The 24,197-nt window shown below is 68.3% G+C and carries 28 protein-coding genes; 7 read left to right on the plus strand and 21 right to left on the minus strand.

The window, feature by feature from the left end; all coding sequences use genetic code 11:
• Positions 1 to 9: 9 nt before the first annotated feature.
• The 6 genes from rpoZ to AB0J62_RS16105 form a co-directional block, all read right to left on the minus strand.
• Positions 10 to 312, minus strand: coding sequence for a DNA-directed RNA polymerase subunit omega (rpoZ, locus tag AB0J62_RS16080; protein WP_130388473.1), 303 nt, complete (start codon positions 310 to 312; stop codon positions 10 to 12).
• A 2-nt stretch (positions 313 to 314) separates the two neighbouring features.
• Complete coding sequence (gene gmk / locus AB0J62_RS16085) at positions 315 to 938, minus strand: guanylate kinase (protein WP_363870350.1); 624 nt, start codon at positions 936 to 938, stop codon at positions 315 to 317.
• Between the two features lie 75 nt (positions 939 to 1,013).
• Positions 1,014 to 1,328 carry an integration host factor, actinobacterial type gene (gene mihF / locus AB0J62_RS16090; protein ID WP_130449575.1) on the minus strand — a complete coding sequence of 105 codons (315 nt, stop codon included), beginning with the start codon at positions 1,326 to 1,328 and terminating at the stop codon, positions 1,014 to 1,016.
• A 281-nt stretch (positions 1,329 to 1,609) separates the two neighbouring features.
• A complete protein-coding gene (locus tag AB0J62_RS16095; RefSeq protein ID WP_363870354.1) occupies positions 1,610 to 1,984 on the minus strand; it encodes a hypothetical protein in 375 nt (124 codons plus the stop codon).
• A 182-nt stretch (positions 1,985 to 2,166) separates the two neighbouring features.
• Positions 2,167 to 2,550, minus strand: a complete 384-nt coding sequence (locus AB0J62_RS16100; RefSeq protein ID WP_363870358.1) for a hypothetical protein — start codon at positions 2,548 to 2,550, stop codon at positions 2,167 to 2,169.
• Entirely contained in the window at positions 2,520 to 3,530 is a 1,011-nt protein-coding gene (locus tag AB0J62_RS16105; RefSeq protein ID WP_363870361.1) for an EamA family transporter, read from the minus strand. Before AB0J62_RS16105 ends, AB0J62_RS16100 begins: the two co-directional genes overlap by 31 nt.
• A gap of 68 nt (positions 3,531 to 3,598) precedes the next feature.
• On the opposite strand from AB0J62_RS16105, the gene AB0J62_RS16110 reads away from it, so the two are divergent.
• Positions 3,599 to 4,459, plus strand: coding sequence for a LysR family transcriptional regulator (locus tag AB0J62_RS16110; RefSeq protein ID WP_363870364.1), 861 nt, complete (start codon positions 3,599 to 3,601; stop codon positions 4,457 to 4,459).
• Here the strand turns inward: AB0J62_RS16110 and AB0J62_RS16115 are convergent.
• The 9 genes from AB0J62_RS16115 to pyrR form a co-directional block, all read right to left on the minus strand.
• On the minus strand, positions 4,438 to 5,388 hold the full coding sequence (locus AB0J62_RS16115) for a DUF4037 domain-containing protein (RefSeq protein ID WP_363870367.1): 951 nt from the start codon (positions 5,386 to 5,388) through the stop codon (positions 4,438 to 4,440). The two genes, AB0J62_RS16110 and AB0J62_RS16115, sit on opposite strands and share 22 nt — an antisense overlap.
• Positions 5,389 to 5,399: 11 nt before the next feature.
• Entirely contained in the window at positions 5,400 to 6,230 is an 831-nt protein-coding gene (pyrF, locus tag AB0J62_RS16120) for an orotidine-5'-phosphate decarboxylase (RefSeq protein WP_363870370.1), read from the minus strand.
• A 23-nt stretch (positions 6,231 to 6,253) separates the two neighbouring features.
• Positions 6,254 to 7,288 carry a quinone-dependent dihydroorotate dehydrogenase gene (locus tag AB0J62_RS16125; protein WP_363870373.1) on the minus strand — a complete coding sequence of 345 codons (1,035 nt, stop codon included), beginning with the start codon at positions 7,286 to 7,288 and terminating at the stop codon, positions 6,254 to 6,256.
• The gene (gene carB / locus AB0J62_RS16130) at positions 7,278 to 10,580 is read right to left on the minus strand and encodes a carbamoyl-phosphate synthase large subunit (RefSeq protein ID WP_363870377.1); all 3,303 of its coding nucleotides are present in this window, start codon (positions 10,578 to 10,580) and stop codon (positions 7,278 to 7,280) included. Before carB ends, AB0J62_RS16125 begins: the two co-directional genes overlap by 11 nt.
• Positions 10,580 to 11,701 carry a glutamine-hydrolyzing carbamoyl-phosphate synthase small subunit gene (carA, locus tag AB0J62_RS16135; RefSeq protein WP_363870381.1) on the minus strand — a complete coding sequence of 374 codons (1,122 nt, stop codon included), beginning with the start codon at positions 11,699 to 11,701 and terminating at the stop codon, positions 10,580 to 10,582. The genes carB and carA overlap by 1 nt, the downstream gene beginning before the upstream one ends.
• Positions 11,698 to 12,192 (minus strand): hypothetical protein, encoded by a 495-nt coding sequence (locus tag AB0J62_RS16140; RefSeq protein WP_363870384.1) that lies wholly within the window; start codon positions 12,190 to 12,192, stop codon positions 11,698 to 11,700. Before AB0J62_RS16140 ends, carA begins: the two co-directional genes overlap by 4 nt.
• Positions 12,189 to 13,481 carry a dihydroorotase gene (locus AB0J62_RS16145; RefSeq protein WP_363870387.1) on the minus strand — a complete coding sequence of 431 codons (1,293 nt, stop codon included), beginning with the start codon at positions 13,479 to 13,481 and terminating at the stop codon, positions 12,189 to 12,191. Before AB0J62_RS16145 ends, AB0J62_RS16140 begins: the two co-directional genes overlap by 4 nt.
• Positions 13,482 to 13,557: 76 nt before the next feature.
• Entirely contained in the window at positions 13,558 to 14,493 is a 936-nt protein-coding gene (locus AB0J62_RS16150) for an aspartate carbamoyltransferase catalytic subunit (protein ID WP_363870391.1), read from the minus strand.
• On the minus strand, positions 14,493 to 15,089 hold the full coding sequence (gene pyrR, locus AB0J62_RS16155; protein ID WP_134102595.1) for a bifunctional pyr operon transcriptional regulator/uracil phosphoribosyltransferase PyrR: 597 nt from the start codon (positions 15,087 to 15,089) through the stop codon (positions 14,493 to 14,495). The genes AB0J62_RS16150 and pyrR overlap by 1 nt, the downstream gene beginning before the upstream one ends.
• 205 nt (positions 15,090 to 15,294) lie before the next feature.
• Between pyrR and AB0J62_RS16160 the strand changes: the two genes are divergently transcribed.
• Positions 15,295 to 15,810 (plus strand): transcriptional regulator, encoded by a 516-nt coding sequence (locus AB0J62_RS16160; RefSeq protein ID WP_130449595.1) that lies wholly within the window; start codon positions 15,295 to 15,297, stop codon positions 15,808 to 15,810.
• A 253-nt stretch (positions 15,811 to 16,063) separates the two neighbouring features.
• On the opposite strand, the gene nusB is transcribed toward AB0J62_RS16160, so the two are convergent.
• The gene (gene nusB / locus AB0J62_RS16165) at positions 16,064 to 16,474 is read right to left on the minus strand and encodes a transcription antitermination factor NusB (RefSeq protein ID WP_363870397.1); all 411 of its coding nucleotides are present in this window, start codon (positions 16,472 to 16,474) and stop codon (positions 16,064 to 16,066) included.
• 35 nt (positions 16,475 to 16,509) lie between these two features.
• The gene (efp, locus tag AB0J62_RS16170; RefSeq protein WP_363870400.1) at positions 16,510 to 17,073 is read right to left on the minus strand and encodes an elongation factor P; all 564 of its coding nucleotides are present in this window, start codon (positions 17,071 to 17,073) and stop codon (positions 16,510 to 16,512) included.
• Between the two features lie 128 nt (positions 17,074 to 17,201).
• Here efp and AB0J62_RS16175 point away from each other — a divergent pair, with 128 nt between their 5' ends.
• Positions 17,202 to 18,101, plus strand: a complete 900-nt coding sequence (locus AB0J62_RS16175; protein WP_363870403.1) for a hypothetical protein — start codon at positions 17,202 to 17,204, stop codon at positions 18,099 to 18,101.
• Here AB0J62_RS16175 and AB0J62_RS16180 read toward each other — a convergent pair.
• A complete protein-coding gene (locus AB0J62_RS16180) occupies positions 18,098 to 18,595 on the minus strand; it encodes a MarR family transcriptional regulator (RefSeq protein ID WP_363870406.1) in 498 nt (165 codons plus the stop codon). The two genes, AB0J62_RS16175 and AB0J62_RS16180, sit on opposite strands and share 4 nt — an antisense overlap.
• A gap of 72 nt (positions 18,596 to 18,667) precedes the next feature.
• Here AB0J62_RS16180 and AB0J62_RS16185 point away from each other — a divergent pair, with 72 nt between their 5' ends.
• From AB0J62_RS16185 to AB0J62_RS16195, 3 genes are read left to right on the plus strand one after another with little or no spacing between them, the layout of a single operon-like run.
• Positions 18,668 to 19,573 (plus strand): EamA family transporter, encoded by a 906-nt coding sequence (locus AB0J62_RS16185; protein WP_363870409.1) that lies wholly within the window; start codon positions 18,668 to 18,670, stop codon positions 19,571 to 19,573.
• On the plus strand, positions 19,573 to 19,899 hold the full coding sequence (locus AB0J62_RS16190; protein WP_363870412.1) for an NAD(P)H-binding protein: 327 nt from the start codon (positions 19,573 to 19,575) through the stop codon (positions 19,897 to 19,899). Before AB0J62_RS16185 ends, AB0J62_RS16190 begins: the two co-directional genes overlap by 1 nt.
• Entirely contained in the window at positions 19,862 to 20,170 is a 309-nt protein-coding gene (locus AB0J62_RS16195; RefSeq protein ID WP_363870472.1) for a hypothetical protein, read from the plus strand. The genes AB0J62_RS16190 and AB0J62_RS16195 overlap by 38 nt, the downstream gene beginning before the upstream one ends.
• 45 nt (positions 20,171 to 20,215) lie before the next feature.
• Here the strand turns inward: AB0J62_RS16195 and AB0J62_RS16200 are convergent, their stop codons facing one another.
• From AB0J62_RS16200 to AB0J62_RS16210, 3 genes are all read right to left on the minus strand, one after another.
• Positions 20,216 to 20,956 carry a response regulator transcription factor gene (locus AB0J62_RS16200; protein ID WP_363870415.1) on the minus strand — a complete coding sequence of 247 codons (741 nt, stop codon included), beginning with the start codon at positions 20,954 to 20,956 and terminating at the stop codon, positions 20,216 to 20,218.
• A gap of 67 nt (positions 20,957 to 21,023) precedes the next feature.
• Complete coding sequence (gene aroQ, locus AB0J62_RS16205; RefSeq protein ID WP_363870418.1) at positions 21,024 to 21,470, minus strand: type II 3-dehydroquinate dehydratase; 447 nt, start codon at positions 21,468 to 21,470, stop codon at positions 21,024 to 21,026.
• 5 nt (positions 21,471 to 21,475) lie between these two features.
• Positions 21,476 to 22,063 carry a TetR family transcriptional regulator gene (locus AB0J62_RS16210; RefSeq protein WP_363870421.1) on the minus strand — a complete coding sequence of 196 codons (588 nt, stop codon included), beginning with the start codon at positions 22,061 to 22,063 and terminating at the stop codon, positions 21,476 to 21,478.
• A gap of 58 nt (positions 22,064 to 22,121) precedes the next feature.
• Here AB0J62_RS16210 and AB0J62_RS16215 point away from each other — a divergent pair, with 58 nt between their 5' ends.
• Positions 22,122 to 24,101, plus strand: coding sequence for an AAA family ATPase (locus tag AB0J62_RS16215; RefSeq protein WP_363870424.1), 1,980 nt, complete (start codon positions 22,122 to 22,124; stop codon positions 24,099 to 24,101).
• Positions 24,102 to 24,197: the final 96 nt, after the last annotated feature.

A 24,197-nucleotide genomic window follows, 5' to 3' on the forward strand; every position in this document is an offset into this window, starting at 1 on the left:
GCGAGTGGATTACTCGGACTTCTCCGCGGCAGCGGCTTCCGCCTCGGCCTCGGGGTCGATGTCGGTGCAGGTCAGCACGCCCTCGTTGATCTCGCGCATCGCGATCGACAGCGGCTTCTCCTGGACGTGCGTCTCGACCAGCGGTCCGACGTACTCGAGCAGGCCCTCGCCGAGCTGCGAGTAGTAAGCGTTGATCTGCCGCGCGCGCTTGGCCGAGTACAGCACCAGCTTGTACTTCGAGTCGGTGCGGGTGAGCAGGTCGTCGATCGGCGGCGAGGTGATGCCGATGGCGACGGGCTGGTTGCCAGACAAAGTCAGCTCTTTCCAGAGATGGAGGGTGATCGAATCAACTTTACCAACTGATCGGCAGCCTCCCGAACCGAGGCGTTCACGATCGTCACGTCGAACTCCTTCTCGGCCGCCAGTTCCAGTACGGCGGTCTCGAGCCGGCGCTCGCGCTCTTCCTGCGTCTCGGTGCCGCGGCCGACCAGGCGGCGTACCAGCTCGTCCCAGGTCGGCGGCGCCAGGAACACGAACTGTGCCTCCGGCATCGTCTCGCGGACCTGACGCGCGCCCTGCAGGTCGATCTCCAGCAGAGCCGGCCGGCCCGCGGCGAGCTTGTCGAGAACCGGCTGCTTCGGCGTCCCGTAGCGGGCCGCCTTGTGCACGACCGCCCACTCGAGCAGCTCACCGTCCGCGACCATCCGGTCGAACTCCGCGTCGGAGACGAACAGGTAGTGCACGCCGTGCACCTCGTTCGGCCTGGGTTTGCGGGTGGTCGCCGAGACCGAGATCCAGATGTCGGGGTAGCGCTCGCGGATCTCCGCCGCGACCGTCCCCTTCCCCACCGCCGTGGGCCCGGCCAGCACGGTCAACCGCGCCGGGCCGGGATCGGCGGCCATCGGCTCGTTCGCGACATTGTCAGGGTGCGTGGTCATCGTCACACCAGTGTCCAACGAGCCGGGATGGATTTCGGTCTGGCTCACACTGATTCCCCTCAGCATCACCCAGCGTCACTCAGCGAATTCGCGCTCGAGCGCGGCGATCTGGTTCGAGCCGAGGCCGCGCACCCGCCGCGTCTCGGAGATCCCGGCCCGCTCCATGATCTGCTGGGCACGGACCTTGCCGACGCCGGGGATGCACTGCAGAAGCTGGCTCACCCGCATCTTGCCGATGACCTCGTTGGTCTGGCCTTCGTGGAGCACCTCCGTCGGAGACGCTCCCGAGTGCCGGATCCGGTTCTTGATCTCGGCTCGTTCACGCCGCGCGGCCGCGGCCTTGTCCAGTGCAGCCGCACGCTGCTCCGGGGTCAAAGAAGGAAGTGGCACCGTTTCACCTGTCCCGTTGTATGGCTTCGCAAGGGAACCTAACACGGCTCCAGCCCGAGGGTGTGTCACCTGGTCCCACGCCGTCGCGAGCAGGTGCTCGGTGCGGTGCATCGGCGTGCGGGGGCGAAGGTCTCGATGCGGAGCATCGTGGCCTTTGCACCCGTGCGGCGAGGTGCCGTGCCGAGTGCCGCGCAGTAGGCGTGGGACCAGGTGGCACACCCTTCATCAGGTCGCGGTTGCCTGAGTCGCGGGACAGGGTGCGGATTCGAACGATCAGTTGATCAGTTCAGCGCCGGGAGGTCGACCTTGCAGCTGTCCTTGGCCTGGCTGCTGATGTTCTTGTACGCCGTCATCACGGCGCCGGTCTCCTTGCTGAGCTTCGCGAGCTCGACGCGGTCCGAACCGGCCGCCTTGGCCTTCTCGGCGAACGTGACGACGACACCCCAGTCGTCCTTCACGTCCTTCGGCGCGGACTCCTGGAGCTTCTTGGCCTCGTCCAGGATCTTCACGTAGTCGACCGGCTTCTGCGGGTCGACGTCGACGGCCTTCGCGGCGTACTTGGCCAGGTCGACGCAGTACGCCTGCTCGTCGGTGCAGGCGGTCAGCGCACCGGCAGCGGCGGTCACGGTCGCGATGATGGCGAGAGCACGTTTCACGGCTTCATCCTCGGGGGTCGGGAGGTCGTGTGCGAACGACGCTACCGGGAGTCACCAAATCATCCGAAACGAATACGTTCCGCTGTCGGGTCCTGTCGGGTGCTGTCAGGTGGCTGCCCGGGGCTGCCGCCGTGGCGCCGGCGGGACGGCGATGCGACGCCGCCCGGCCGGCACCGCGGGCGTCAGTTGGTGTTGCCCGCGCCCGGGAGGTCGATCTTGCAGGTGTCCTTCGCCTGCTTGGTGATCGCCTCCATGGCCGGCTGGATCTTCGAGCCGTCGTTCTTCGCCAGCTCCACCAGCTTGTTCGTGTCGCCCTTGGCGTCCTGCGCCTTCTCGGCGTAGTCGATGACGGTCTTCCAGTCGTCCTTCAGGTCGTCCGGCGCCGACTTCGACACCTTCTTGGCCTGGTCCAGCATCTTGCCGACGGCGTCGGAGTCCTTGATGTCCAGGTTCTTCGACGAGTCGACGTAGCCTTTCAGGTCACCGCAGTAGTCGCCGCCGGAGCATGCCGTCAGGACACCGGCACTCATCGTCACTACGGCCGCGAGGGCTGCCAGCTTCCGCATTCTGTTCCTTCACACGTCGCGCGGGAAGACTGTGGCTCCCCGTCCGCCGACACCTTTCCGAACGCCGGGGTCACCGCGAGCTCCGGCACGCCGTGAACAAGATCGCACGGCTCGACTGGAACCGGGTTGTGATGTGGCGCGTCGTCGCGGCCGCCGAACGAGATCGCGACCGCGTTCGCTGCGACGATCACCAGGATCGCCGCCCAGTCGACGATCGCCAGCTCCTGGTGCAGAACCACGAGACCGACCATTGCCGCAAGCACCGGGTTCACACTCATGAAGACACCGAAGAACTGCGCCGGCACTCGCCGCAACGTCAACAAATCAACGAGAAACGGCACCGCGGACGACAGTACGCCGGCCACCAGCGCGTACGACGCAGCGGCGAGCGTCGCGGGATGGTGCAGCAGCACGACCACGCCGACAGGAATGTAGGCGAGCCCGGACAACGCCGCCGCGGCAGCCGAACCCGTTGCGCCCGGCAACTCTCGACCGACCTTGCGGTTGAGCAGGATGTAGAACGCCCAGCCCATTGCGGCCAGCAGGCCGAGCCCGATGCCCAGGTAGTCGGTTGTCGCCTGGGGCCGCGCCAGCAACACCACGGCGGGTGCGGCGACCAGCGCGCACACCAGGTCGAGCACGCGACGTGAGCCGAGCAGCGCAACAGCGAGCGGACCCAGGAATTCCAGGGTGACCGCCAAGCCCAGGCCGACCCGGTCGATGGCTGTGTAGAGGGACAGGTTCATGACCGCGAAGACCATCGCCAGCCCGATCACCGGGCGCCACTGACGAGCGGTGATGGATCGCAGACGCGGGCGGCCAACCGCGAGCAGGACGATCGCGGCGACCCACTGACGGATCGCCACGACGCCCGCCGGACCGATCACAGGGAACGCGAGTGCCGCGACCGACGCACCGACCTGTGTCGACAGCCCGCTCCCGAGCATCATCGCCACTCCGACCAACCGTTCTCGCCTCACGAAACGAGAGTCCGCCCAGCAGATGCCGCCACAAAATGCGGGCGCGGGGCGATCTATACGCTGGAGTCATGGATCTTGAGCTGCGGCACCTGCGCTGCCTGGTCGCGATCGTCGACAACGGGACGTTTACCGATGCGGCGATCGAGCTCGGGATCTCCCAGGCCGCGGTGTCGCGGAGCCTGCTGGCCCTGGAACAGCAGCTCGGCGTACGCCTGCTGCATCGGACCAGCCGGTCGATCACGCCGACGACCGCAGGCGTCCAAGTCCTCGCGAGGGCCCGGCAGATCCTGGCCGAGATCGACGTACTGGTCACTGAGGCGACCAGCGGCCACACCCGGCTGCGTGTCGGGCACGCGTGGTCGGCGTTCGGCCGGCATACGACAGAGTTCCAGCGCCGATGGGCTGCCGCGCATCCTGAGGTCGAGCTGCAACTGATCCGCACGAACACAGCCACCGGCGGCCTCACCGAAGGTCTGTGCGACCTGGCCGTCGTCCGGACCCACCTCGACCTGAGCAGGTTCGGTCACGTCTTGCTGACCCAGGAGCCGCGGTACGGCGTACTGCCGGCCGATGTCGCGCTGGCGCGCAAACGATCGCTCACGCTCGCGCAGATCGCCGACCGGACGATCGTGATCGACCGCCGGACCGGAAGCACCACGATCGAGCTCTGGTCGGAGGACGCGCGACCGCGGATCGAGTTCACCCACGACGTCGACGACTGGCTGGCCGCCATCGCCTCCGGCCGGTGCGTCGGCGTGACGCCCCAGGCGACGACGACGCAGTACCGGCGGGATGGTGTCGTCTACCGGCCCCTGCGCGACGCACCGCCGGTCGACGTACACCTGATCTGGCATCGCGAGGACCCGCATCCGGCCACCCAGGCGGCCGTCGAGCTGCTGACGACGCTCTACAAGAAGTCCAGCGCCTGACGGCGATCGATGGGCTTCCACAGCGTGTCGCGGATCTGCTCGGGGCCGCCGACGGGCCAGCGCTCGTAGATCCGCAGTACGGCGGGGTCCTGGAGGTCGGCTGTGAGCTTGCCGATGAAGTCTCCCCAGACGACCTTGAAGGGCCGGCCGCACATCTGCTCCACACCGAGCTCGATCGGCGTGGTGATGGCCGATCGGTTGTGTAGATCGGCGACACCGCGATAGGCCGCCATCAGCGCCTCTTCGCGTTGCTGCCACGTTTCGGCCCGCAGCACCTCGCGCAGCAGCGGCGTCAGGGTCGGGCCGCACGACAGGCGATCGAACGCCGTACCGAACCATTTCCGGTACGGCGCGTAGGTGCGCTCGATCAGGAAACACAACTGCATGAGGTCGTGGACGAGCTGCGCGCCGATCAGCGCGGACCCGAGCTCGTCCCCGACGTACCCGACACGGCCGACCAGGTTCATCTCCGGATGGACCCGCCACCATGCGGTGATCATCAGATAGCGCCACACATCGTCCGGGTAGTAGGCCAGCCGCTCACGGATCGCCTCGAGACCGAGGTCGTCGTGGAACACGCCACCGGCCGTGTGCTGCCGAAGAATCGACTCGGGAAACGTCAGCCAATCCTGCGGGGTGAGCTCGGCGTCGATGTCGAACGCCAACTGGTCGGCAAAGTACTTGCGGAGGGTATGCACGTAGACCTGCGTCGGACAGCCTTCGAACGTCGCCGGCAGCTCTGGCCGCAGGTCGACTCCCTCCGCGACGAACAGCAGCACGCGCGCTTGGTAGTCGTGGTCGCTCGACATCTCGTCGTCGAAGCCGAGCACCTCCGAGCCGCGGCCCAGCAACGCCGCGCTGTGCGGCACATCCACCTGCGGCCGGACGACGTCCTGGTAGAACCGCTCGCAAATCCCCAGACCAGACATGCCACCGAAGACTAGTACCCGAGGACCGTCCGATAGGAGTCGTTTGCCCGGTCGGCCGCGGCCTGCAGGCCGGTCGGGCCGGCGCCGAGGATCTCGCGAGAGCTTGACGGTACGACGTTGCGGACTGCCGTGCCGAAGACCTTCGTCAGGCCCTCGGCGGTGCCGCCCTGGGCGCCGAGGCCGGGGGCGAGCAGGGGGCCGTTGATGTCGAGGTTCTCGTCGGTGGAGCTGATGGTCGCGCCAACCACTGCCCCGAACGAGCCGAGGTCGTCGGCGTCCGCGTTGAGGCCGCGCAGGCCGTCGAGGACCGCGCCTGCGACGGTCGGGCCGTCGGCGGTGCGAGCCGTCTGGAACTGCGGACCCTCCGGGTTGGAGGTCAGGGCCAGGACGAACAGGCCGGCGCCGGACTCTCGCGCCACGTCGATGGCCGGCTGCAGCGAGCCGAAGCCCAGGTACGGGCTGACCGTCAGCGCGTCGCACGCCAGCGGACCCTTCTCGGCCAGGTACGCCGCCGCGTAGCCGCCCATCGTGCTGCCGATGTCTCCGCGCTTCGCGTCGATGATCACCAGCGCACCGGCGTCCCGCAGCCGGATCGTGGCCTGCTCGAGTACGGCGATGCCGGCCGACCCGAACCGCTCGAAGAACGCGGACTGCGGCTTGAACACCGCGACCCGGTCGGCGAGCGCGTCGACGACGCCGTACGTGAACGAGGCCAGGCCTTCTGCTGTGTCCGGCAGGCCCCAGGCGTCGAGCAGGTGCTGGTGTGGGTCGATGCCGACGCAGAGTGGCCCGCGGGTGTCCATGGCCGCGCGCAGACGCGCGCCGAACGGCTTGTTACGCATGTCGCTCCCCACTATTTGGTTGCTCACGGCAAGCTCCTGTTGATGGCCCGGATCAGGCCGGGGCCGCGGTAGATCAGGCCGGTGTAGACCTGGACCAGGCTGGCGCCGGCGTCGAACAGGCGGGTGGCGTCGGACGGTTCGACGATCCCTCCCACGCCGATGATCGGCATCGCTCCCCCGGTCTCGTTGTGAATGTGGGCGACGGTCTTCGCTGCGATCTCCGCCAGTGGGCGCCCCGACAGGCCCCCGGTCTCGCCGGCCAACGGATGATCCGAGACGCCCGCCCGATCGATGGTGGTGTTGGTGGCGATGATGCCGGCGACGTGTCCGTCGGTGCAGACCTGGAGCAGTTCGTCGATCGCGGACGTCGTCAGGTCGGGTGCGATCTTCACCAGGATCGGCTTCGGATCGAGCCCGGCAACGGACAGCGAAGCGGCCTCGGCGTGCAGAGCGGCGAGAAGCTCACGGAGGTGGCCCGCGTCCTGGAGCGAGCGCAGGCCGGGGGTGTTCGGTGAGGAGACGTTCACGGCGAAGTAGTCGCCGTACCGGTAGAGGCGGCGTAGGGACGTCACGTAGTCCTCGACCGCGTCCTCGAGCGGAGTGATCTTGGACTTGCCGATCGAGATGCCGAGCGGGTAGCCGAGTTCGCCGTACGCCGCGAGTCGGTTCGCCAGCGCTTCGGAGCCGAGGTTGTTGAAGCCCATCCGGTTGATGACGGCCTCGTGCTCGACCAACCGGAACAGCCGGGGCTTCTCGTTACCCGGCTGCGGATGCGCGGTGACGGTGCCGACCTCGACGAAGCCGAAGCCGACCGCGGGCCAGGCCCGCAGCGCGATCCCGTTCTTGTCCATCCCGGCAGCCAGCCCGACCGGCGACGGGAACGTCAGGCCGAAGACCGAACGCGGTGCCGCCGACCCGAACATCCGGGACCCCAGCGCAGGACCGCCGGGGATGCGCCCCAGCAGGCGCATCCCCTTCAGCGTCTGCTCGTGGGCGACCTCCGCGTCACCGCGACCCAGCCGGTACAGGACCGGCCTGACTACCCGCCTATACACCATGGATCCTCGGCACCCAGTCCTGGAGCGACCGTACGCCGATGTCGCCGGCGCGCTGGGCCTCGATGCCCTGGACGGCGGCTGCCAGGCCCTGGACCGTCGTGATGCACGGGATGTTGCGTGCTACCGCGGCGCTGCGGATCTCGTAGCCGTCGAGGCGCGGCGAACCGCCCTGGGTGATACCGATCGGGGTGTTGACGATCAGGTTGAGCTCGCCGTCCTGGACCATCTGGACGATCGTCGGCTCGCCGTTCGGGCCGGGGCCCTGACTGCTCTTGCGGACCGTGACCGCCTCGACGCCGTTGCGCCGCAGTACGTCGGCCGTGCCTTCGGTCGCGTAGATCTGGAAGCCGAGATCCGCCAGCCGCTTGACCGGGAAGATCATGTGCCGTTTGTCCCGGTTCGCGACCGAGACGAACACCTTGCCGTCGATCGGCAGCGGTTGCGACGCCCCCGCCTGCGACTTCGCGAACGCCGTACCGAAGGTGTCGTCGATGCCCATCACCTCACCGGTCGACTTCATCTCCGGGCCGAGCACGGTGTCGACCGACGAGCCGTCGATGGTCCGGAACCGGTTGAACGGCATCACGGCTTCCTTCACCGCGATCGGCGTCGTCGGCGGCAGCGTGCCGCCGTCACCGGTTGCCGGCAGCAAACCTTCGCTCCGCAGCTCGGCGATGGTTGCCCCGAGCATCACCCGGGCCGCGGCCTTGGCCAGCGGTGTCGCGGTCGCCTTCGACACGAACGGCACCGTCCGCGACGCCCGCGGGTTCGCCTCCAGCACATACAGCACATCGCCGGCGAGCGCGTACTGGATGTTGATCAGCCCGCGGACGCCGACCCCGCGCGCGATCGCTTCGGTGGACGTCCGGAGCTTCTCGATATCCGCGTTCCCGAGCGTGATCGGCGGCAGCGCGCAGGACGAGTCGCCCGAGTGGACCCCGGCCTCCTCGATGTGCTCCATCACGCCGCCGAGGAAGAGCTCCTCGCCGTCGAACAGCCCGTCGACGTCGATCTCGACCGCGTCGTCGAGGAACCGGTCGATCAGCACCGGGTGCTCGAACGCCTCGCCGCCGCCCAGCCGCTCCAGCGCGGCCGACAGCTCCGACGAGCTGTACACGATCTCCATCCCGCGTCCGCCCAGCACGTACGACGGCCGCACGAGCACCGGGAACCCGATCTCCTCGGCCACCGCCTGCGCCTCGTCGGCCGACAGCGCCGTACCGTGCTTCGGCGCCGGCAGCTGGGCCTCCGCGAGCACCTTGCCGAACGCGCCGCGCTCCTCGGCCAGGTGAATGGCCTCCGGCGACGTCCCAACGATCGGTACGCCGGCGTCCGCGAGCCGCTGCGCCAACCCGAGCGGCGTCTGGCCGCCGAGCTGCACGATCACGCCCGCCACCGGGCCGGCCTGCATCTCGGCGTACACGATCTCGAGGACGTCCTCGCAGGTGAGTGGCTCGAAGTAGAGCCGGTCGGAGGTGTCGTAGTCGGTCGAGACCGTCTCCGGGTTGCAGTTCACCATCACCGTGCAGTACCCGGCCTCACGCAGCGCCATCGACGCGTGCACGCAGGAGTAGTCGAACTCGATCCCCTGTCCGATCCGGTTCGGCCCGGAGCCCAGGATGAGCACGGCCGGCTCGGTCCGCGGCGCGACCTCGGACTCCTCGTCGTACGACGAGTAGTGGTACGGCGTCTCGGCCTTGAACTCGGCTGCACAGGTGTCGACCGTCTTGTAGACCGGCCTGATCCCGAGCGCTTGCCGTACGCCGCGGACGACGTCCTCGGTGAGCCCGCGGATCTCGGCCAGCTGCAGGTCCGAGAACCCGTGCCGCTTGGCCAGCTTGATGACCTCGGGCGTGAGCCGCGGCGCGGCGGCGACCTGCAGCGCGGTCTCGTGCAGCAGGTACAGCTGGTCCACGAACCACGGGTCGATCTTGGTCGCGTCGAAGATCTGCTCGGGAGTCGCACCCGCCCGGATCGCGTCCATGATGATCCGCAGCCGGCCGTCCTGCGGTGTCTTGATCCTCTCCAGCAGCGACTCCAGGTCGCTGGCCGGGTGACCGGCCCAGGAGAACCGGGCCTCCGGCTTCTCCAGCGACCGCAGCGCCTTCTGCAGCGCCTCGGTGAAGTTGCGGCCGATCGCCATCGCCTCGCCGACGCTCTTCATGTGCGTGGTCAGCGTGGCGTCCGCGGCCGGGAACTTCTCGAACGCGAACCGCGGCACCTTCACCACCACGTAGTCCAGCGTCGGCTCGAAGCTGGCCGGCGTCTGCTTGGTGATGTCGTTCGGGATCTCGTCCAGCGTGTAGCCGATGGCAACCTTCGCGGCGATCTTCGCGATCGGGAAGCCGGTCGCCTTCGACGCCAGCGCGGACGAGCGGGACACCCGCGGGTTCATCTCGATCACGATCAGCCGGCCGTCGGCCGGGTTGACCGCGAACTGGATGTTGCAGCCGCCGGTGTCGACGCCGACCTCGCGGATGATGCCGATGGCAAGGTCCCGCATGACCTGGTACTCGCGGTCGGTCAGCGTCATCGCGGGCGCGACCGTGACCGAGTCGCCGGTGTGCACGCCCATCGGGTCGAGGTTCTCGATCGAGCAGATGATCACGACGTTGTCGGCCTTGTCGCGCATCACCTCCAGCTCGTACTCCTTCCAGCCGAGGATCGACTCCTCGATCAGGACCTCGGTCGTCGGCGACGCGTGCAGGCCGGCGCCGGCGATCCGGCGCAGGTCGGCCTCGTCGTAGGCCATACCCGAGCCGACGCCGCCCATCGTGAACGACGGCCGTACGACCAGCGGGTACCCGAGCTGGTCCGCGGCGCCCATCACGTCGTCCAGCGTGTGGCAGATCACCGACCGGGCCACCGACGCGCCGAGCTTCTCGACGATGTGCTTGAACGACTCGCGGTTCTCACCGCGCTGGATCGCGTCGACCGACGCGCCGATCAGCTCCACGCCGTACTTCTCGAGCACGCCGTTCTCGTGCAGGGCGATCGCCGCGTTCAGCGCGGTCTGGCCGCCGAGGGTGGCAAGCAGCGCGTTCGGGCGCTCCTTCTCGATCACCTTCTCGACGAACTCCGGCGTGATCGGCTCGACGTACGTCGCGTCGGCGAACTCCGGGTCCGTCATGATCGTGGCCGGGTTGGAGTTCACCAGCACGACGCGGAAGCCCTCTTCGCGCAGTACCCGGCAGGCCTGCGTGCCGGAGTAGTCGAACTCGCAGGCCTGACCGATCACGATCGGGCCGGAGCCGATCACCAGGACCGACTCGATATCTGTCCGCCGCGGCATCAGTTCCGCCCTTCCATCAGCTCGATGAACCGGTCGAACAGGTAGGCGGAGTCGTGGGGACCCGCCGCTGCCTCCGGGTGGTACTGCACGGAGAACGCCAGCACGCGGCCGTCCTTGCCGGTGAGCCGCAATCCTTCGACCACGTTGTCGTTCAGCGACACATGGCTGACCTCGGCCGTGCCGTACGGCGTCTCGACCACCGAGTCGATCGGCGCGTCGACCGCGAACCCGTGGTTCTGCGCGGTGATCTCCACCTTCCCGGTGGCCCGGTCGAGCACCGGCTGGTTGATGCCGCGGTGTCCGTACTTCAGCTTGAAGGTCCCCAGGCCCAGCGCCCGGCCGAACACCTGGTTGCCGAAGCAGATCCCGAAGTACGGCTTGTTCTGCTCGAGCAACTGCTTCAGCAGCGTGGTCGGGTGCTCGGTGGTCTCCGGGTCGCCCGGCCCGTTGCTCATGAAGATGCCGTCCGGGTTGACCGCGAGTACTTCGTCCAGCGAGGCGGTGGCGGGCATCACGTGGACCTCGATGCCGCGCTCGGCCATCCGCTTCGGCGTCATCGACTTGATCCCGAGGTCGAGCGCGACCACGGTGAACCGCTTCTCGCCCTCGGCCGGTACGACGTACGTCTCGGGGGTGGTGACCTCGTCGGCGAGGTCCGCGCCGGCCATCGGCGGCTGCTGCAGGACCTTCGCCAGCAGGGCCGCAGGGTCCAGGATCTCGGTGGAGATCCCCGCCCGCATCGCGCCGCGCTCACGCAGGTGCCGGGTCAACGCGCGGGTGTCGATTCCGGAGATCCCGACGATCCCCTGGCTCTTCAGTTGGTCGTCCAGGGATCGCTTGGCGCGCCAGTTGGACGGGACGCGGGCCGGGTCGCGGACGACGTACCCGGCGACCCAGATCCGCTGCGACTCGTCGTCCTCGTCGTTCACACCGGTGTTGCCGATGTGCGGCGCGGTCTGGGTGACGATCTGCCGGTGGTACGACGGGTCGGTCAGCGTCTCCTGGTAACCGGTCATCCCGGTGGTGAACACCGCCTCGCCGTAGGTCTCGCCGGTCGCCCCGTACGACGTGCCGGCGAACGACCGGCCGTCCTCGAGGACCAGGAGTGCGGGCTGGCTCATCTTTGCTCGGCTCCGATCAGTGTTGCGATGGATTCGGTCAGGGCGGCGGTATCGGCCTTGCGACGCGGGCGGAACCCGGTGTCGAGCTCGCGGCCGTCATGCGTCCAGGTGACCACGACCAGGCCGGACTTCTCCGCGGTCACCTTGCCGGCGATCCCGCGGTCGGTCCGTACGCCGGTCAAATGGTCCGCGGGGATGAACACATCCGCCGCGCCCTGCCGGTGGAAGATCAGGCCGGCCTCACTGACGGCCAGGTCCGCGATGCTGCGGACTCCCAGTTCGTGCACGGCGATCCGGTCCATCCAGTCGCCGGCGCTCGTGGTCGCGACGTACACGCCCTCCACGCCGCGGGTCTTGTCCTCCCCCGGCACCGTGGGCAGCGGCGCCAGGTCGGACTGCCGGGCCTGGCGGTTCCGCCAGCCCCGGTACATGCCGAAGTAGCCCGCTGCCAGCACCAGCAGCGTGCCGAGAATCCCAAGAACGGTCTTCACCGAGTCAGCTCACCCTCGAGCACGATCGGCGTACCGCGCAGGAATGTCGCGACCACCTTGCCCGGCAGCGTCATCCCCTCGAACGGTGTGTTCCGCGACAGCGACACCGACTCGTCCGGCACGACGGTCCGCTCGACCCTGGGGTCGTACAGGACGACGTTCGCGGGCGCACCGGCCTCGAGCGGACGGCCGTGGTCGGAGATCTGGCCGATCGAGGCCGGGCGGTAGCTCATCCGGTCGGCGACCTCGGCCCAGGTCAGCAGCTTGGTGTCGATCATCGAGTGCTGGACGACGCTGAGCGCCGTCTCGAGCCCGGTCATGCCGAACGCGGCCGCGCTCCACTCGCAGTCCTTGTCCTCCACCGGGTGCGGCGCGTGGTCGGTGGCGACGATGTCGATCGTGCCGTCGGCCAGACCCTCGCGAACCGCCTCGACGTCGTCCTTGGTGCGCAGCGGCGGGTTCACCTTGTACACCGGGTTGTAGGAGGCGGCCAGATCCTCGGTCAGCAGCAGGTGGTGCGGCGTGACCTCGGCGGTGACCTCCAGCCCGCGGCGCTTGGCGGCGCGGACGATCTCCACCGAGCCTCTGGTGGACAGGTGACAGATGTGCAGCTTCGAGCCGACGTGCGCGTTGAGCAGGATGTCGCGGGCGATGATCGCCTCCTCGGCGACACTCGGCCAGCCGGTCAGACCGAGTACGCCGGACAGCGCGCCCTCGTTCATCTGCGCGCCCTGGGTCAGCCGCGGCTCCTGCGCGTGCTGGGCGATCACGCCGTCGAACGCCTTCACGTACTCGAGGGCGCGCCGCATCAGCGCCGCGTCCCAGACACAGTCGCCGTCGTCGGAGAAGACCCGGACCCGGGCCGCCGAGTCAGCCATCGCGCCGAGTTCGGCGAGCTGCGTGCCCTTCCGGCCGACGGTGACCGCGCCGATCGGGAACACGTCGGCGTATCCGGCGTCGCGGCCGAGGCGCCAGACCTGCTCGACGACGCCCGCGGTATCGGCGACCGGGTCGGTGTTGGCCATCGCGAACACCGCGGTGAAGCCACCCTTGGCCGCCGCCCGCGTGCCGGTCAGGACGGTCTCGGCGTCCTCGCGGCCGGGCTCGCGCAGGTGCGTGTGCAGGTCGACCAGACCCGGCAGGGCGACCAGGCCCTGCGCGTCGACGGTCGTCGTACCCGCGGGGGTTTCGAGGTTGGTGCCGACAGCAACGATCTCGCCGTTGTTGATCAGCAGATCCGCCACCTCACCGACAACGATGCGCGCGCCGGTGATCAGATATGAGCTCATCGACGTCCTCGCTTCGCTCCGGGCGCCGACGAGGCGCGAAACGGACTGTGTTGAATGGTGAACTCGCTCCGCTCGCTCACGCGGTCTGCTCCTCTTCGTTACTACCTGACAACAGCAGATAAAGGACGGCCATGCGGATGGCCACGCCGTTCGTGACCTGCTCGACGATCACCGAGCGGGTGGAGTCCGCGACCTCGGCGCTGATCTCCATCCCGCGGTTCATCGGACCGGGGTGCAGCACGATCGCCTCGTCCGGCAGCTGCGCCATCCGGTACTTGTCGAGGCCGTACCGCCGCGTGTACTCGCGGGCGCTCGGGAAGAACGCGTCGTTCATCCGCTCCCGCTGCACCCGCAGCATCATCACCGCGTCGCTCTTCGCCAGCGCACCGTCTAGGTCGTACGACGTCGCGCACGGCCAGCTCGTCATGTCGACGGGCAGCAGCGTCGGCGGCGCGACCACGGTCACCTCGGCGCCGAGCGTGGAGAGCAGCAGCACGTTCGACCGCGCGACCCGCGAGTGCAGGACGTCGCCGACGATCGTGATCCGGCGGCCGTCCAGCGAGCCGAGGTGGCGGCGCATCGTGAACGCGTCGAGCAGCGCCTGGGTCGGGTGCTCGTGGGTGCCGTCCCCGGCGTTCACCACCGAGCCCGTCATCCAGCCGGACTTGGCCAGCAGATGCGGCGCGCCTGAGGAGCTGTGCCGGCAGACCACGCCGTCAGCGCCCATCGCCTGCAGCGTCAGCGCGGTGTCCTTCAGGCTCTCGCCCTTGCTCACGCTCGAGCCCTTGGCGGAGAAGTTGATCACATCCGCCGACAGCCGCTTGGCGGCCGCCTCGAACGAGATCCGGGTCCGGGTCGAGTCCTCGAAGAACAGGTTGACCACGGTCCGCCCGCGCAGCGCGGGCAGCTTCTTGATCGGGCGGTCGGCCAGCGACCGCATCTCCTCGGCGGTGTCGAGGATCAGATTGGCCTCGTCGCGGCTCAGGTCGCCGGCACTCAGCAGATGCTTCATCAGCCCTTCGCCCCCTTGTCTGCGATCAGTACGGCGTCTTCCCCGTCGTACTCGGTGAGGTGCACCGTGACCCGCTCCACCAGCGAGGTGGGCAGGTTCTTGCCGACGTAGTCGGCGCGGATCGGCAACTCGCGATGGCCGCGGTCGACCAGGACCGCGAGCTGGACCGCGCGCGGGCGGCCGATGTCGCCGAGCGCGTCGAGGGCCGCGCGGATGGTGCGGCCGGAGAACAGCACGTCGTCGACGAGGACGACGACCTTGCCGTCGATCCCGTCCGCGGGGATGTCGGTGTGTTCCAGGCCGCGGGGCGGCTTGAGGCCGATGTCGTCGCGGTACATGGTCACATCGAGTGACCCCGTGGGCACGCTCTGCCCCTCAACCGCCTGGATCCGGGCGGAGACGCGCTGAGCGAGCGCGACACCGCGGGTGGGGATGCCGAGCAGGACGACCGGGTCGGCGCCGCGGTTCCGCTCGAGAATCTCGTGGGCGATCCGGGTCAGTGCCCGGGAAATGTCGGAAGCGTCGAGAACCTCACGTCCGCTGTGTTGCGGCGGCTGCGTGAACTCGGGTTGCTCTGCACTCTGGGCAGGGCTCATCGCTACCGTTCCTCCTTTCCCGCCTCTCTGGACGGGTCTTTAAAGGACGTTCGGACCGCTTGACATGGTATCGGATGTGACACGCCGTCTTGACGCTGGCCTCGCACCCAGAATATTGTTACTCTGTGTAATCGAGGGGGGTTTCACCTTTCGGGCCGTACCCTGCGGGCCGGACAAGACGAAACTAGTCGGAGGGAAGACCAGCGTGCCTAGCGAATACGCGAAGACACTGGGTGGCAAGCTACGCGCCATCCGCCAGCAGCAAGGGCTGTCGCTGCATGGTGTGGAAGAGAAGTCCAAGGGTCGCTGGAAGGCGGTCGTCGTCGGCTCTTACGAGCGCGGCGATCGAGCCGTCACGGTCCAGAAGCTCGCGGAGCTCGCCGATTTCTACGGCGTGCCGATCCGTGAACTGCTCCCTGGTTCCGCCAGCGCGGCCGCAGCTGCAGCCGCTCCGCCCCGGTTGATCCTCGACCTGGAGGCTCTGCAACACCTCGACGCGAGCGAGGCGGGTCCGCTGACGCGGTACGCCGCCACGATCCAGGCTCAGCGTGGGGACTACAACGGAAAGGTCCTGTCGATCCGGCAGGACGACATGCGGACGCTCGCCGTGATCTACGACGAGTCGCCGACGACGCTGACCGAGCGTTTCATCTCCTGGGGCGTGCTGAACCCGGAGGCGAAGGGCGAGGTCGAGGAATCGTCCGAGGCAGCCGGCGCCTGACGCCCAGCGTCAATCGAAGGCATTAGACGGTCGGGGCTTGTAGCAGCTGGCCCGCGGCCGCCCGCCTTCTCCATCTGACCCAACAGAGCAGGACGAGCAACACCACGCAGTACGAGCGGCAGGTACCACCTCACCAGCCGCGCACGGGGACGCATCGGCGGCCCGGGACCGTACCGAGACGGTCACCGGGGCCAGACACACTGAGGAACCCGGAGAGGGCTCGCCCCCCTCGTTCCTCGACCGCCCGAATCTCTCAGACGCCCAGTGTGGGCTTCAGCTGCAGCAGTCTCGCCAGCAGCCCGTTCACGAAGACCGGCGACTCGTCCGTCGACAGATCGCACGCCAGCGCGACCGCCTCGCTCACCGCGACCACGTCCGGGACCTGGTCGTCGAACAGCAGCTCGTAGGCCCCGATCCGGAGGATGTTGCGGTCCACGGCCGGCATCCGGTCCAGCGTCCAGCCCACCGAGTGGGTCTCGAGCAGGTCGTCGATCTGCTCGATGTGCTTCGCGACACCTTCGACCAGCGCCACGGTGAACTCGTTCACCGGCGGGTCGTTGTCGGCCACCCGGTCGGCCAGGGTGCCGCCGACCGGCAGCCCCCTGACCTCGGACTCGAACAGCACGTCCAGTGCGCGCTTGCGGGCCTTGCTACGGGCAGACATGTTCTGTTGTCAGCTCTCTCAGGTGTGTCAGGGCCTCAGGAGGTGACGCGGCCGAGGTAGTCCCCGGTGCGGGTGTCCACCTTGACCTTCTCACCAGTGGTCAGGAACAGCGGGACCTGGATGTCGTACCCGGTCTCGAGCTTGGCCGGCTTGGTGCCGCCGCTGGAGCGGTCGCCCTGCAGACCCGGCTCGGTGTACTCGACGGTGAGCTCGACGGAGGCCGGGAGCTCGACGTACAGCGGGAGGTCGTCGTGCACGGCGACGATGGCGTCCTGGTTCTCCAGCAGGAAGTGGACGGCGTCACCGACCACCTCGGGCTGCAGCTGCAGCTGGTCGTACGTCGACTTGTCCATGAACACGAACGACGACCCGTCGTTGTACAGGTAGGTCATGTCACGCTTGTCGACCGTGGCCACGTCGACCTTGACGTCGGCGTTGAAGGTCTTGTCCACCACCTTGCCGGACAGCACGTTCTTGAGCTTCGTCCGGACGATGGCGCCGCCCTTGCCCGGCTTGTGATGCTGGAACCACACGACGGACCACAACTGCCCGTCCAGGTCGAGCACCATGCCGTTCTTGAGGTCGTTCGTCGTTGCCACGCGGGTATGCCCTTCGAAATTGATCAGCGGTAACAAGCGATTGTAGCGGTCACTTCCGGTTCCTCCGACTCCGCGGACCCCGGGGGCTCTACGCTGAGAGCCGGACCGTCCACGGGAGGAGGCCTGCGATGACCGGATTCATCATCTTCATCGTGGTGATGATCGTCGTGAGCCTGATCAACAAGGCCAAGCAGCAGTCCAACCGCGCCAACGGGAAGGTGAACCCGCGCGTCCAGGCGCTGGTCGAGAAGATCCAGGCCCAGCAGGGCGGCAACCAGCCCGCGCAGTTCCACGGTCAGTACACCCAGGCGGCCGGTCAGGGCGGTCCGACTGCACCTCTGCAGAACCAGCAGTCCACCTTTCCGCAGACCGGGAGCGCGCCGGGCAGCCAGCAGGTCGGGGCCGCGCTGGAGCGACTGATGCAGAACGGCCGCCAGCCACGTCATCTGGGCGAGCGGACCTCCCCGGGCCAGGCGGCACAGCTGCCGGGCGGCTCCGCGCAGTACCCGACGACCGGGGTGTACCAGCCGCCCGTCCAGTACCAGCCGGCCCAGTACCAGCCGGCCCAGTACAACGCGAATCCGTACCAGCCGCCGGCGCATCGGCCGCAGCAGAGCCACCTGCCGGTGTCGAACCAGGACCTGGACGCCCAGGTGCGGACGCTGATGAACGCGAACAACGAGGTCGGCGCGATCCGGCTGCTCGGCGAGCAGCGCGAGCTGGGCATCCTCGAAGCGCAGAAGTACGCCCGCTCGCTCGTCGCCCCCAAGACGACTCCCCGCACCACCGACCAGGACGACCAGATCGACCAGGACGACCAGTACGACCAGAACGAGCCGGACGAGGACGACGGGCGGTACGTCGGCTCGGCAGCGTTCGCGGAGTCGATCTTCAACCTCGACGACCGCGAGGAGAACGTCTGGGCCAGCGGCTGGGTCGACAAGCCCGAGCCGGAGGACCGCTCCGACATCGACGAGCTCTGGCAGACCGTCCGCAACGCGCCACGGCCCGGGACGACTCCCAGCTAGTCCCGCTTGTCCCCAAGGGATTCCAGCAGGGTCCGCAGCAGGCCGGCCAACTGGTCGCGTTCTGCCGCCGACAGCCCGGCAAGCAGTCGCGCCTCCGTGTCGACGTGAGTCGGCAGCACCTTGTCGATCAGCTTCAGCCCCTTGGCCGTCAGCGTGACCTGTACGCCGCGGCCGTCGGTCTCGCTGGGCGCGCGCGTCACCAGACCGCGAGCCTCCAGCCGATCCAGCCGCTGACTGATCGCCCCTGACGTCACCATCGACGAGTGCATCAGCCCGGCCGGCGTCAGGCTGTGCTCCGCATTGCTGCGCCGCAGCGTCGCCAGTACGTCGAAGGACGCACGGTCCAGCTCGTACTTCGCGAAGTTCCGCCGCAGCTCGGCGTCGAACAGCGCGCTGAGCCGGCTCAGCCGGCCGATAACCCCCATCGGCGACGGATCGATATCCGGCCGTCGCGCCCGCCATTGCTCGAGCACCAGGTCGACGTGATCTGCCATCCGCCCAGCCTACTGCCGATTGCTTAGCGCTGAGGGATTGCAAGTAGCTTAGCGCTGAGATACTTTATCTTAGTGCTAAGCAATCGAATCTCTCTTCTTCTGGTCACGGCGATCACGCCGCTGCTCTGGGGTACGACCTATCTGGTCACGACAGAGTTCCTCCCACCTCATCGCCCGCTGCTGGCCGCGCTGCTCCGGTCGCTGCCGGCCGGCCTCCTGCTGGTCGCGATCACCCGCGTCCTTCCCCGCGGCAGCTGGTGGTGGCGCTCACTGGTCCTCGGCACGCTCAACATCGGTGCCTTCAACGCGTTGCTCTTCGTCGGCGCATATCGGCTGCCAGGCGGCGTTGCCGCGACGGTCGGCGCGATCCAGCCGCTGCTAGTCGCGGTTCTGTCGGCCGGTCTGCTGCGGCAGCGTCTGTCGCTGCGCACGGTCCTCACCGCCATCGCCGGCGTGTTCGGCGTGGGCCTGCTGGTACTGCGGGCTACCGCACAACTCGACATGCTGGGTGTACTCGCGGCTGTCGGCGGCGCGGTCGTGATGGCGTTCGGCGTCGTACTCAGCAAGCGCTGGACGTCACCCGCTCCCCTGCTGGCGACCACAGGCTGGCAACTCGTCGCCGGTGGACTGGTGCTGCTGCCAGTGGCCTTCCTGGTCGAAGGCGCGCTACCTGACTTCACCCTGCGGAACCTCGCGGGCTACTCCTACCTGGCGTTGTTCGGATCCGCCGTCGCGTACGCGCTGTGGTTCCGCGGACTCCGCGAGCTCGCTCCGACCGAGGTGACGTTCCTGGGGCTGCTCAGCCCGGTGATGGCGACGACACTCGGCTGGCTCGTGCTGGACCAGCACCTGTCGATCTGGCAGGCCATCGGCGGTCTGATCGTCCTCGGCGCCCTCGTAACCGCCCAGGTACGCCGGAAGGTCCGCCCGACGCCCGCCGCCGAAGGTCCCGTCCTCGTCTCAGCCGGGGAGCGGTGATGAGGATCCTGGTCTGGGGTGCGGCCGGCGCCGTCGGCGGTCGAGTCACCCAGGAAGCAGTTGCCCGCGGCCACCAAGTAACCGCCGTCGGCCGCTCGGGTCCGGTTCGCGGTGACGCAGCCGATCCGGAAGACGTCGCCCGGCTGAGCGCCGGGCACGACGTGGTGATCAGCGCGACCCGGCCGCGCCCTGGACAGCGAGCTCGTCGCTGCTGCCAAGGGACTGCTGATCGGACTGCGTGGGAGCGGCATCCGGCTGATCCTGGTCGGCGGTGCAGCCAGTCTGATTGTGCCGGGGACCGAAGTGCAGTTGGTCGACTCACCTGACTTCCCGGTCGAACTGCGCCCGATCGCGCTGGCCTGCAACGAGCAGTACGACGTCGTGCGGGCAGCCGGCGGGTTGGACTGGACGTACGTGAGTCCGCCTGCGCTCCTCGAGCCCGGCGAGCGAACCGGACGCTATCGGAAGGGCTACGACCATCTGGTGACCGATGCCCGGGGCAACTCGACGATCTCGCTGGAGGATTTCGCGATCGCGCTCGTCGACGAGGCCGAGCAGGCCGAACACATCAGGCAGCGCTTCACCGTCGGGTATTAGACAGCCGGCCCCGCTGCTGAGCGAGGGCCGGCTGCTTCAGGCGTTTCAGATAAGGCCCTGGCGCAGTGCGTACGCGACGGCGTGGGTGCGGTTCTTCAGCTGGAGCCGGCTGGTCACGTCGTGCAGGACGTTCTTCACCGTTCGCTCCGAGTAGGACAGCTCACGGGCGATCTCCTGTGTGTCCTTGCCGTCGGCCACCAACCGCAGTACCTGCGTCTCGCGGTCGGACAGACCGGTGTGCGACGGGCCGGTGCGAGACAGTCCCCGTGGTGCCGGCACGTGCCGGTCCATCCGCGACACGTGGCCGAGCAACCGGCCAAGGAGATCAGGCGGAAGGCTGCCGTCCCCGGCAGCGGCGGCTTGCACCAGGTGCACGATCCGGTCAGCGGTCGCCTCGGTGCGGCGCAGTACGCCGGACACCCCCAGCTCCACAGCGGTCATCAGCGCGTCGTCGTCGATCGTGCTGCCGATCAGCACGGTTCGGCGGCAACCGCGCTGGGTGGCCGCCCGCAGTACCTGGACGGCCCCGGCGTCCAGCGAGTCGACGGCGATCAACGCAACCACTGGCGGGGTGGTGCGCTGGTCACCTGACTGCGTCGGGCCGGACAGGCCAGGCAGGCCAGGCGGCCCAGGCGGCCCGGACAGCAGAGCGGCCAGGTCGGTGTCGTCGATCAGGCTGATCTCCGGGCATTGCCGGAGCGTGTGCACCAACCCGAACTGCGCCAGCGGGTCCAGCGCTTTGACCCAGACCGCAATACGGTGTTGCCCATTGATCGGTGTCGTCATACCTGTCACTCCCCGAGCACTTTTGAGGTCTGCCCACAACCATCTGATGCCCGAAAGGGCAGTTTGGTTATGAATCCAGGCCGGTGAGTGCGCGGAGCGCGAGCCGGTACGAATCCAGGCCGAAGCCGGCGATGGTCCCGGTCGCGACGCCGGCGACGACGCTGGTGTGCCGGAACTCCTCGCGGGTGGCGGGGTTGGTGAGGTGGATCTCGATCAGCGGTGCCGTCCGCTGCGCGATCGCGTCGCGCAGGGCGTACGAGTAATGCGTGAACGCTGCCGGGTTCAGTACGACGGGAATCCGCTCGTCGGCCGCCTCGTGCAGCCAGCCGACGAGCTCCGCCTCGTCGTCGGTCTGCCGTACCTCGACCTCGAAGCCGAGCTCGGCGCCGGTCTTCTCGCACACCCCGACCAGCTCGGCGAACGTCGTCGTACCGTACTTCTCCGGCTCGCGGGAGCCCAGGCGCCCGAGGTTCGGTCCGTTCAGCACCAGCACTCGCCTGCTCGCATCTGTCACAGCAGTCACCCTATCGGCAGGCCGTCGAAGGCTGTTTCCGCTTCGGTCACTGCGTCCAGGTAGCGATCCGCGGCGCGTTGGCCGGCGGTGATGACCTCCCAGTTGCGGCGGGACAGGACTCGCTGGACGGAGACCGCTTGGGCAGCCAGGAGCTCGCCTTTGAGGTCACCTCCGAGAGCTTCGGCGAGTGCGCGCTCGTCGTCGTCCATGAACTGGTGGAGCCGCGTCGTGAGAGCGGGTGTGGTGAAGACGAGCTTGTAGTAGGCAAGGACCTGCGGGTGGTCGTTCAGGCCGGTGATCGGGTCGCGGGCGGTGAGGCCGGCGAGGAAGTGCTCCCGGAGCGCCTGGACCGGTGGGACTCCGGCAGCTGCCACGACCCGCGCCGACTCGTGGCGGTGGTCGGCGATTCGGTGCAGGACGAGGTCCTGCTTGGTCGGGAAGTACTTGAACAGGGTCGGCTTGGAGACGTTCGCCGCTTCGGCGATGTCGGTCACCGAGACCTCGTCGAAACCACGCTTCAGGAACAGCGCGATGGCCGCCTCGGACAGGGCGTCGTACGTCTGCTGCTTCTTGCGCTCGCGAAGTCCGGTCACAGTCAACATGTTAACCTAGGCAAAAGATTGACCGAGTTAATCTTTTGTGGAGGGGCGGATGCGGGATCTGGCTTCGGAGCGCGAGTACGCCGAGCGCTGCCGGGAGGCACTGCGGCGAATGGTGGCCGGCGCCCGGGAGAACGTGGCGATCGGCGAGCACACGTGGGGCGACCGGTATACGGCCGAGCGGCTGGGGTTCTACCTGAAGACGCTCGCGCGCGACATGGGCGAGGAGGGCGACAATCCGCCGTTCTTCGGTGTGATCGCCTACGGCGCCGCCGACTCAGGTGCGGGTGAGCACAGCCGGCAGGCGTACTACCTCGGGCGGCGGCACATCTCGGACGCGATCGGCCGGCCGCCGATGGTGATCGACTGGCGTGCGCCGGTATCGGCCGCGTTCTACCAGGCGTCGGCTGTGGAGCCGCGCGGGATCGAGACCCGCCGCCGGTTCGGCTGGTCCGGTCAGACGCTGACCAGCTTCGAGGACGAGCGCCTGACCGCGGGTGAGCAGGCAGACAGCGAGCTTGTACGCCGCGAGATCGAGCGTGCCCGTGTCGGCCCGATGCGGGACATCGTCGCGACGATCCAGCCGGACCAGGACACGCTCGTGCGGACCGACCTCGACGTCTCGGTCTGCGTGCAAGGCGCACCCGGGACCGGGAAGACGGCGGTCGGCCTGCACCGGGCGGCGTATCTCCTCTACGCGCACCGGTCCCGGTTGACGCGCAACGGCGTACTCGTGCTCGGTCCGAACCGGGCGTTCCTGCATTACATCTCCGCCGTCCTCCCGACGCTGGGCGAGGTGGACGTCGAGCAGACGACGATCGAGCAACTGCTGGATCGCGAGGTCCGTGCGACAGACGAGCAGACGGCCGCCGAGGTGAAGCACGACGTGCGGATGGCCGACGTACTGCGGAAGGCGGTGTACGCGCGGATCGGTCGTCCGACGCAGGCGGTCGAGGTGCGCGACGAGTCGTACAAATGGCGCGTCAACCAGCACGAGTTCGCCGAGATGGTGGTGGAGGCCGAGGCGGACGCGACGACGTACCTCACCGGTCGCGAGCGGGTGATCGCGCGGCTCGTCGCGGCGTTGCAACGGCAGGCGGAGGCTCGCGGGCAGAACTGCAACGGGGTTTGGCTGCGCCGGATGGCGCGGGCGGTGACGCCTGATGTCGAGGCGGTGTGGCCACAGCTGAGGGCCGACGAGGTACTGGCCGAGGTGCTGAGCGATCCAGCAGCTGCCGCGCACGGGATCCTGACCGCGGACGAGTTGGCCGCGATCAGGTGGCCGAGGCCGCGGAAGGCGAAGAGCGCACGGTGGACGGCGGCGGACGCGGTACTGCTCGATGAGGTGAGTGCGTTGCTCGAGCGCGGGCCGACGTACGGGCACGTGATCGTGGACGAGGCGCAGGACCTCTCCCCCATGCAGTGCCGTGCGATCGCGCGGCGCAGCGAGCACAGTTCGCTGACCGTGCTCGGCGACCTGGCTCAAGGCACGACGACCTGGGCCGCGACCGACTGGCCCAGCCAGCTCGGCCACCTCGGGAAACCAACGGCAGAGATAGTTGCCCTGAGCACCGGTTATCGCGTGCCCGCTGCTGTGGTCGAGCTGGCGAACCGTCTGCTGGCGTCCCTCCACGTCGACGTTCCACCCACGACGTCGTTCCGCTCCGACGGTGAGCTGACCATCAGCCAGGTCAACGACCTTGCGGCCGGGGTGGTCGAGAGCGTGCAGCGGGCGCTCGCACAGGAAGGCTCGGTCGGCGTGATCGCTGCCGACCACGAACTACCAGCGTTGACCGATGCGCTGAAGACGGCGGGGATCGAGGTGGTCGCAGCCGATGGTGACGGCCCGGTGACAGTCGTACCGGCGAGCATGGCCAAGGGGCTCGAGTACGACCATGTGATCGCGGTCGAGCCGGCGGACATCGTCGCATCCGAACCCCGCGGCCTCAATCGGCTCTACGTCGTCCTCACCAGAGCAGTCTCCCGGCTCGACGTACTGCACCGGCTGCCGCTCCCATCAGGGCTCAGCTAGGTGTACTGACCAGGCACGTTGGTCGAGATCGTGCGACGACACGAAGTGAATGTTCTTGATAGGTGAAGACCTCCCGGCGTGGAGTGGAGCTGTCTA

Source organism: Kribbella sp. NPDC049584 (assembly GCF_040675555.1).
In the GTDB taxonomy this organism is placed as follows: domain Bacteria; phylum Actinomycetota; class Actinomycetes; order Propionibacteriales; family Kribbellaceae; genus Kribbella.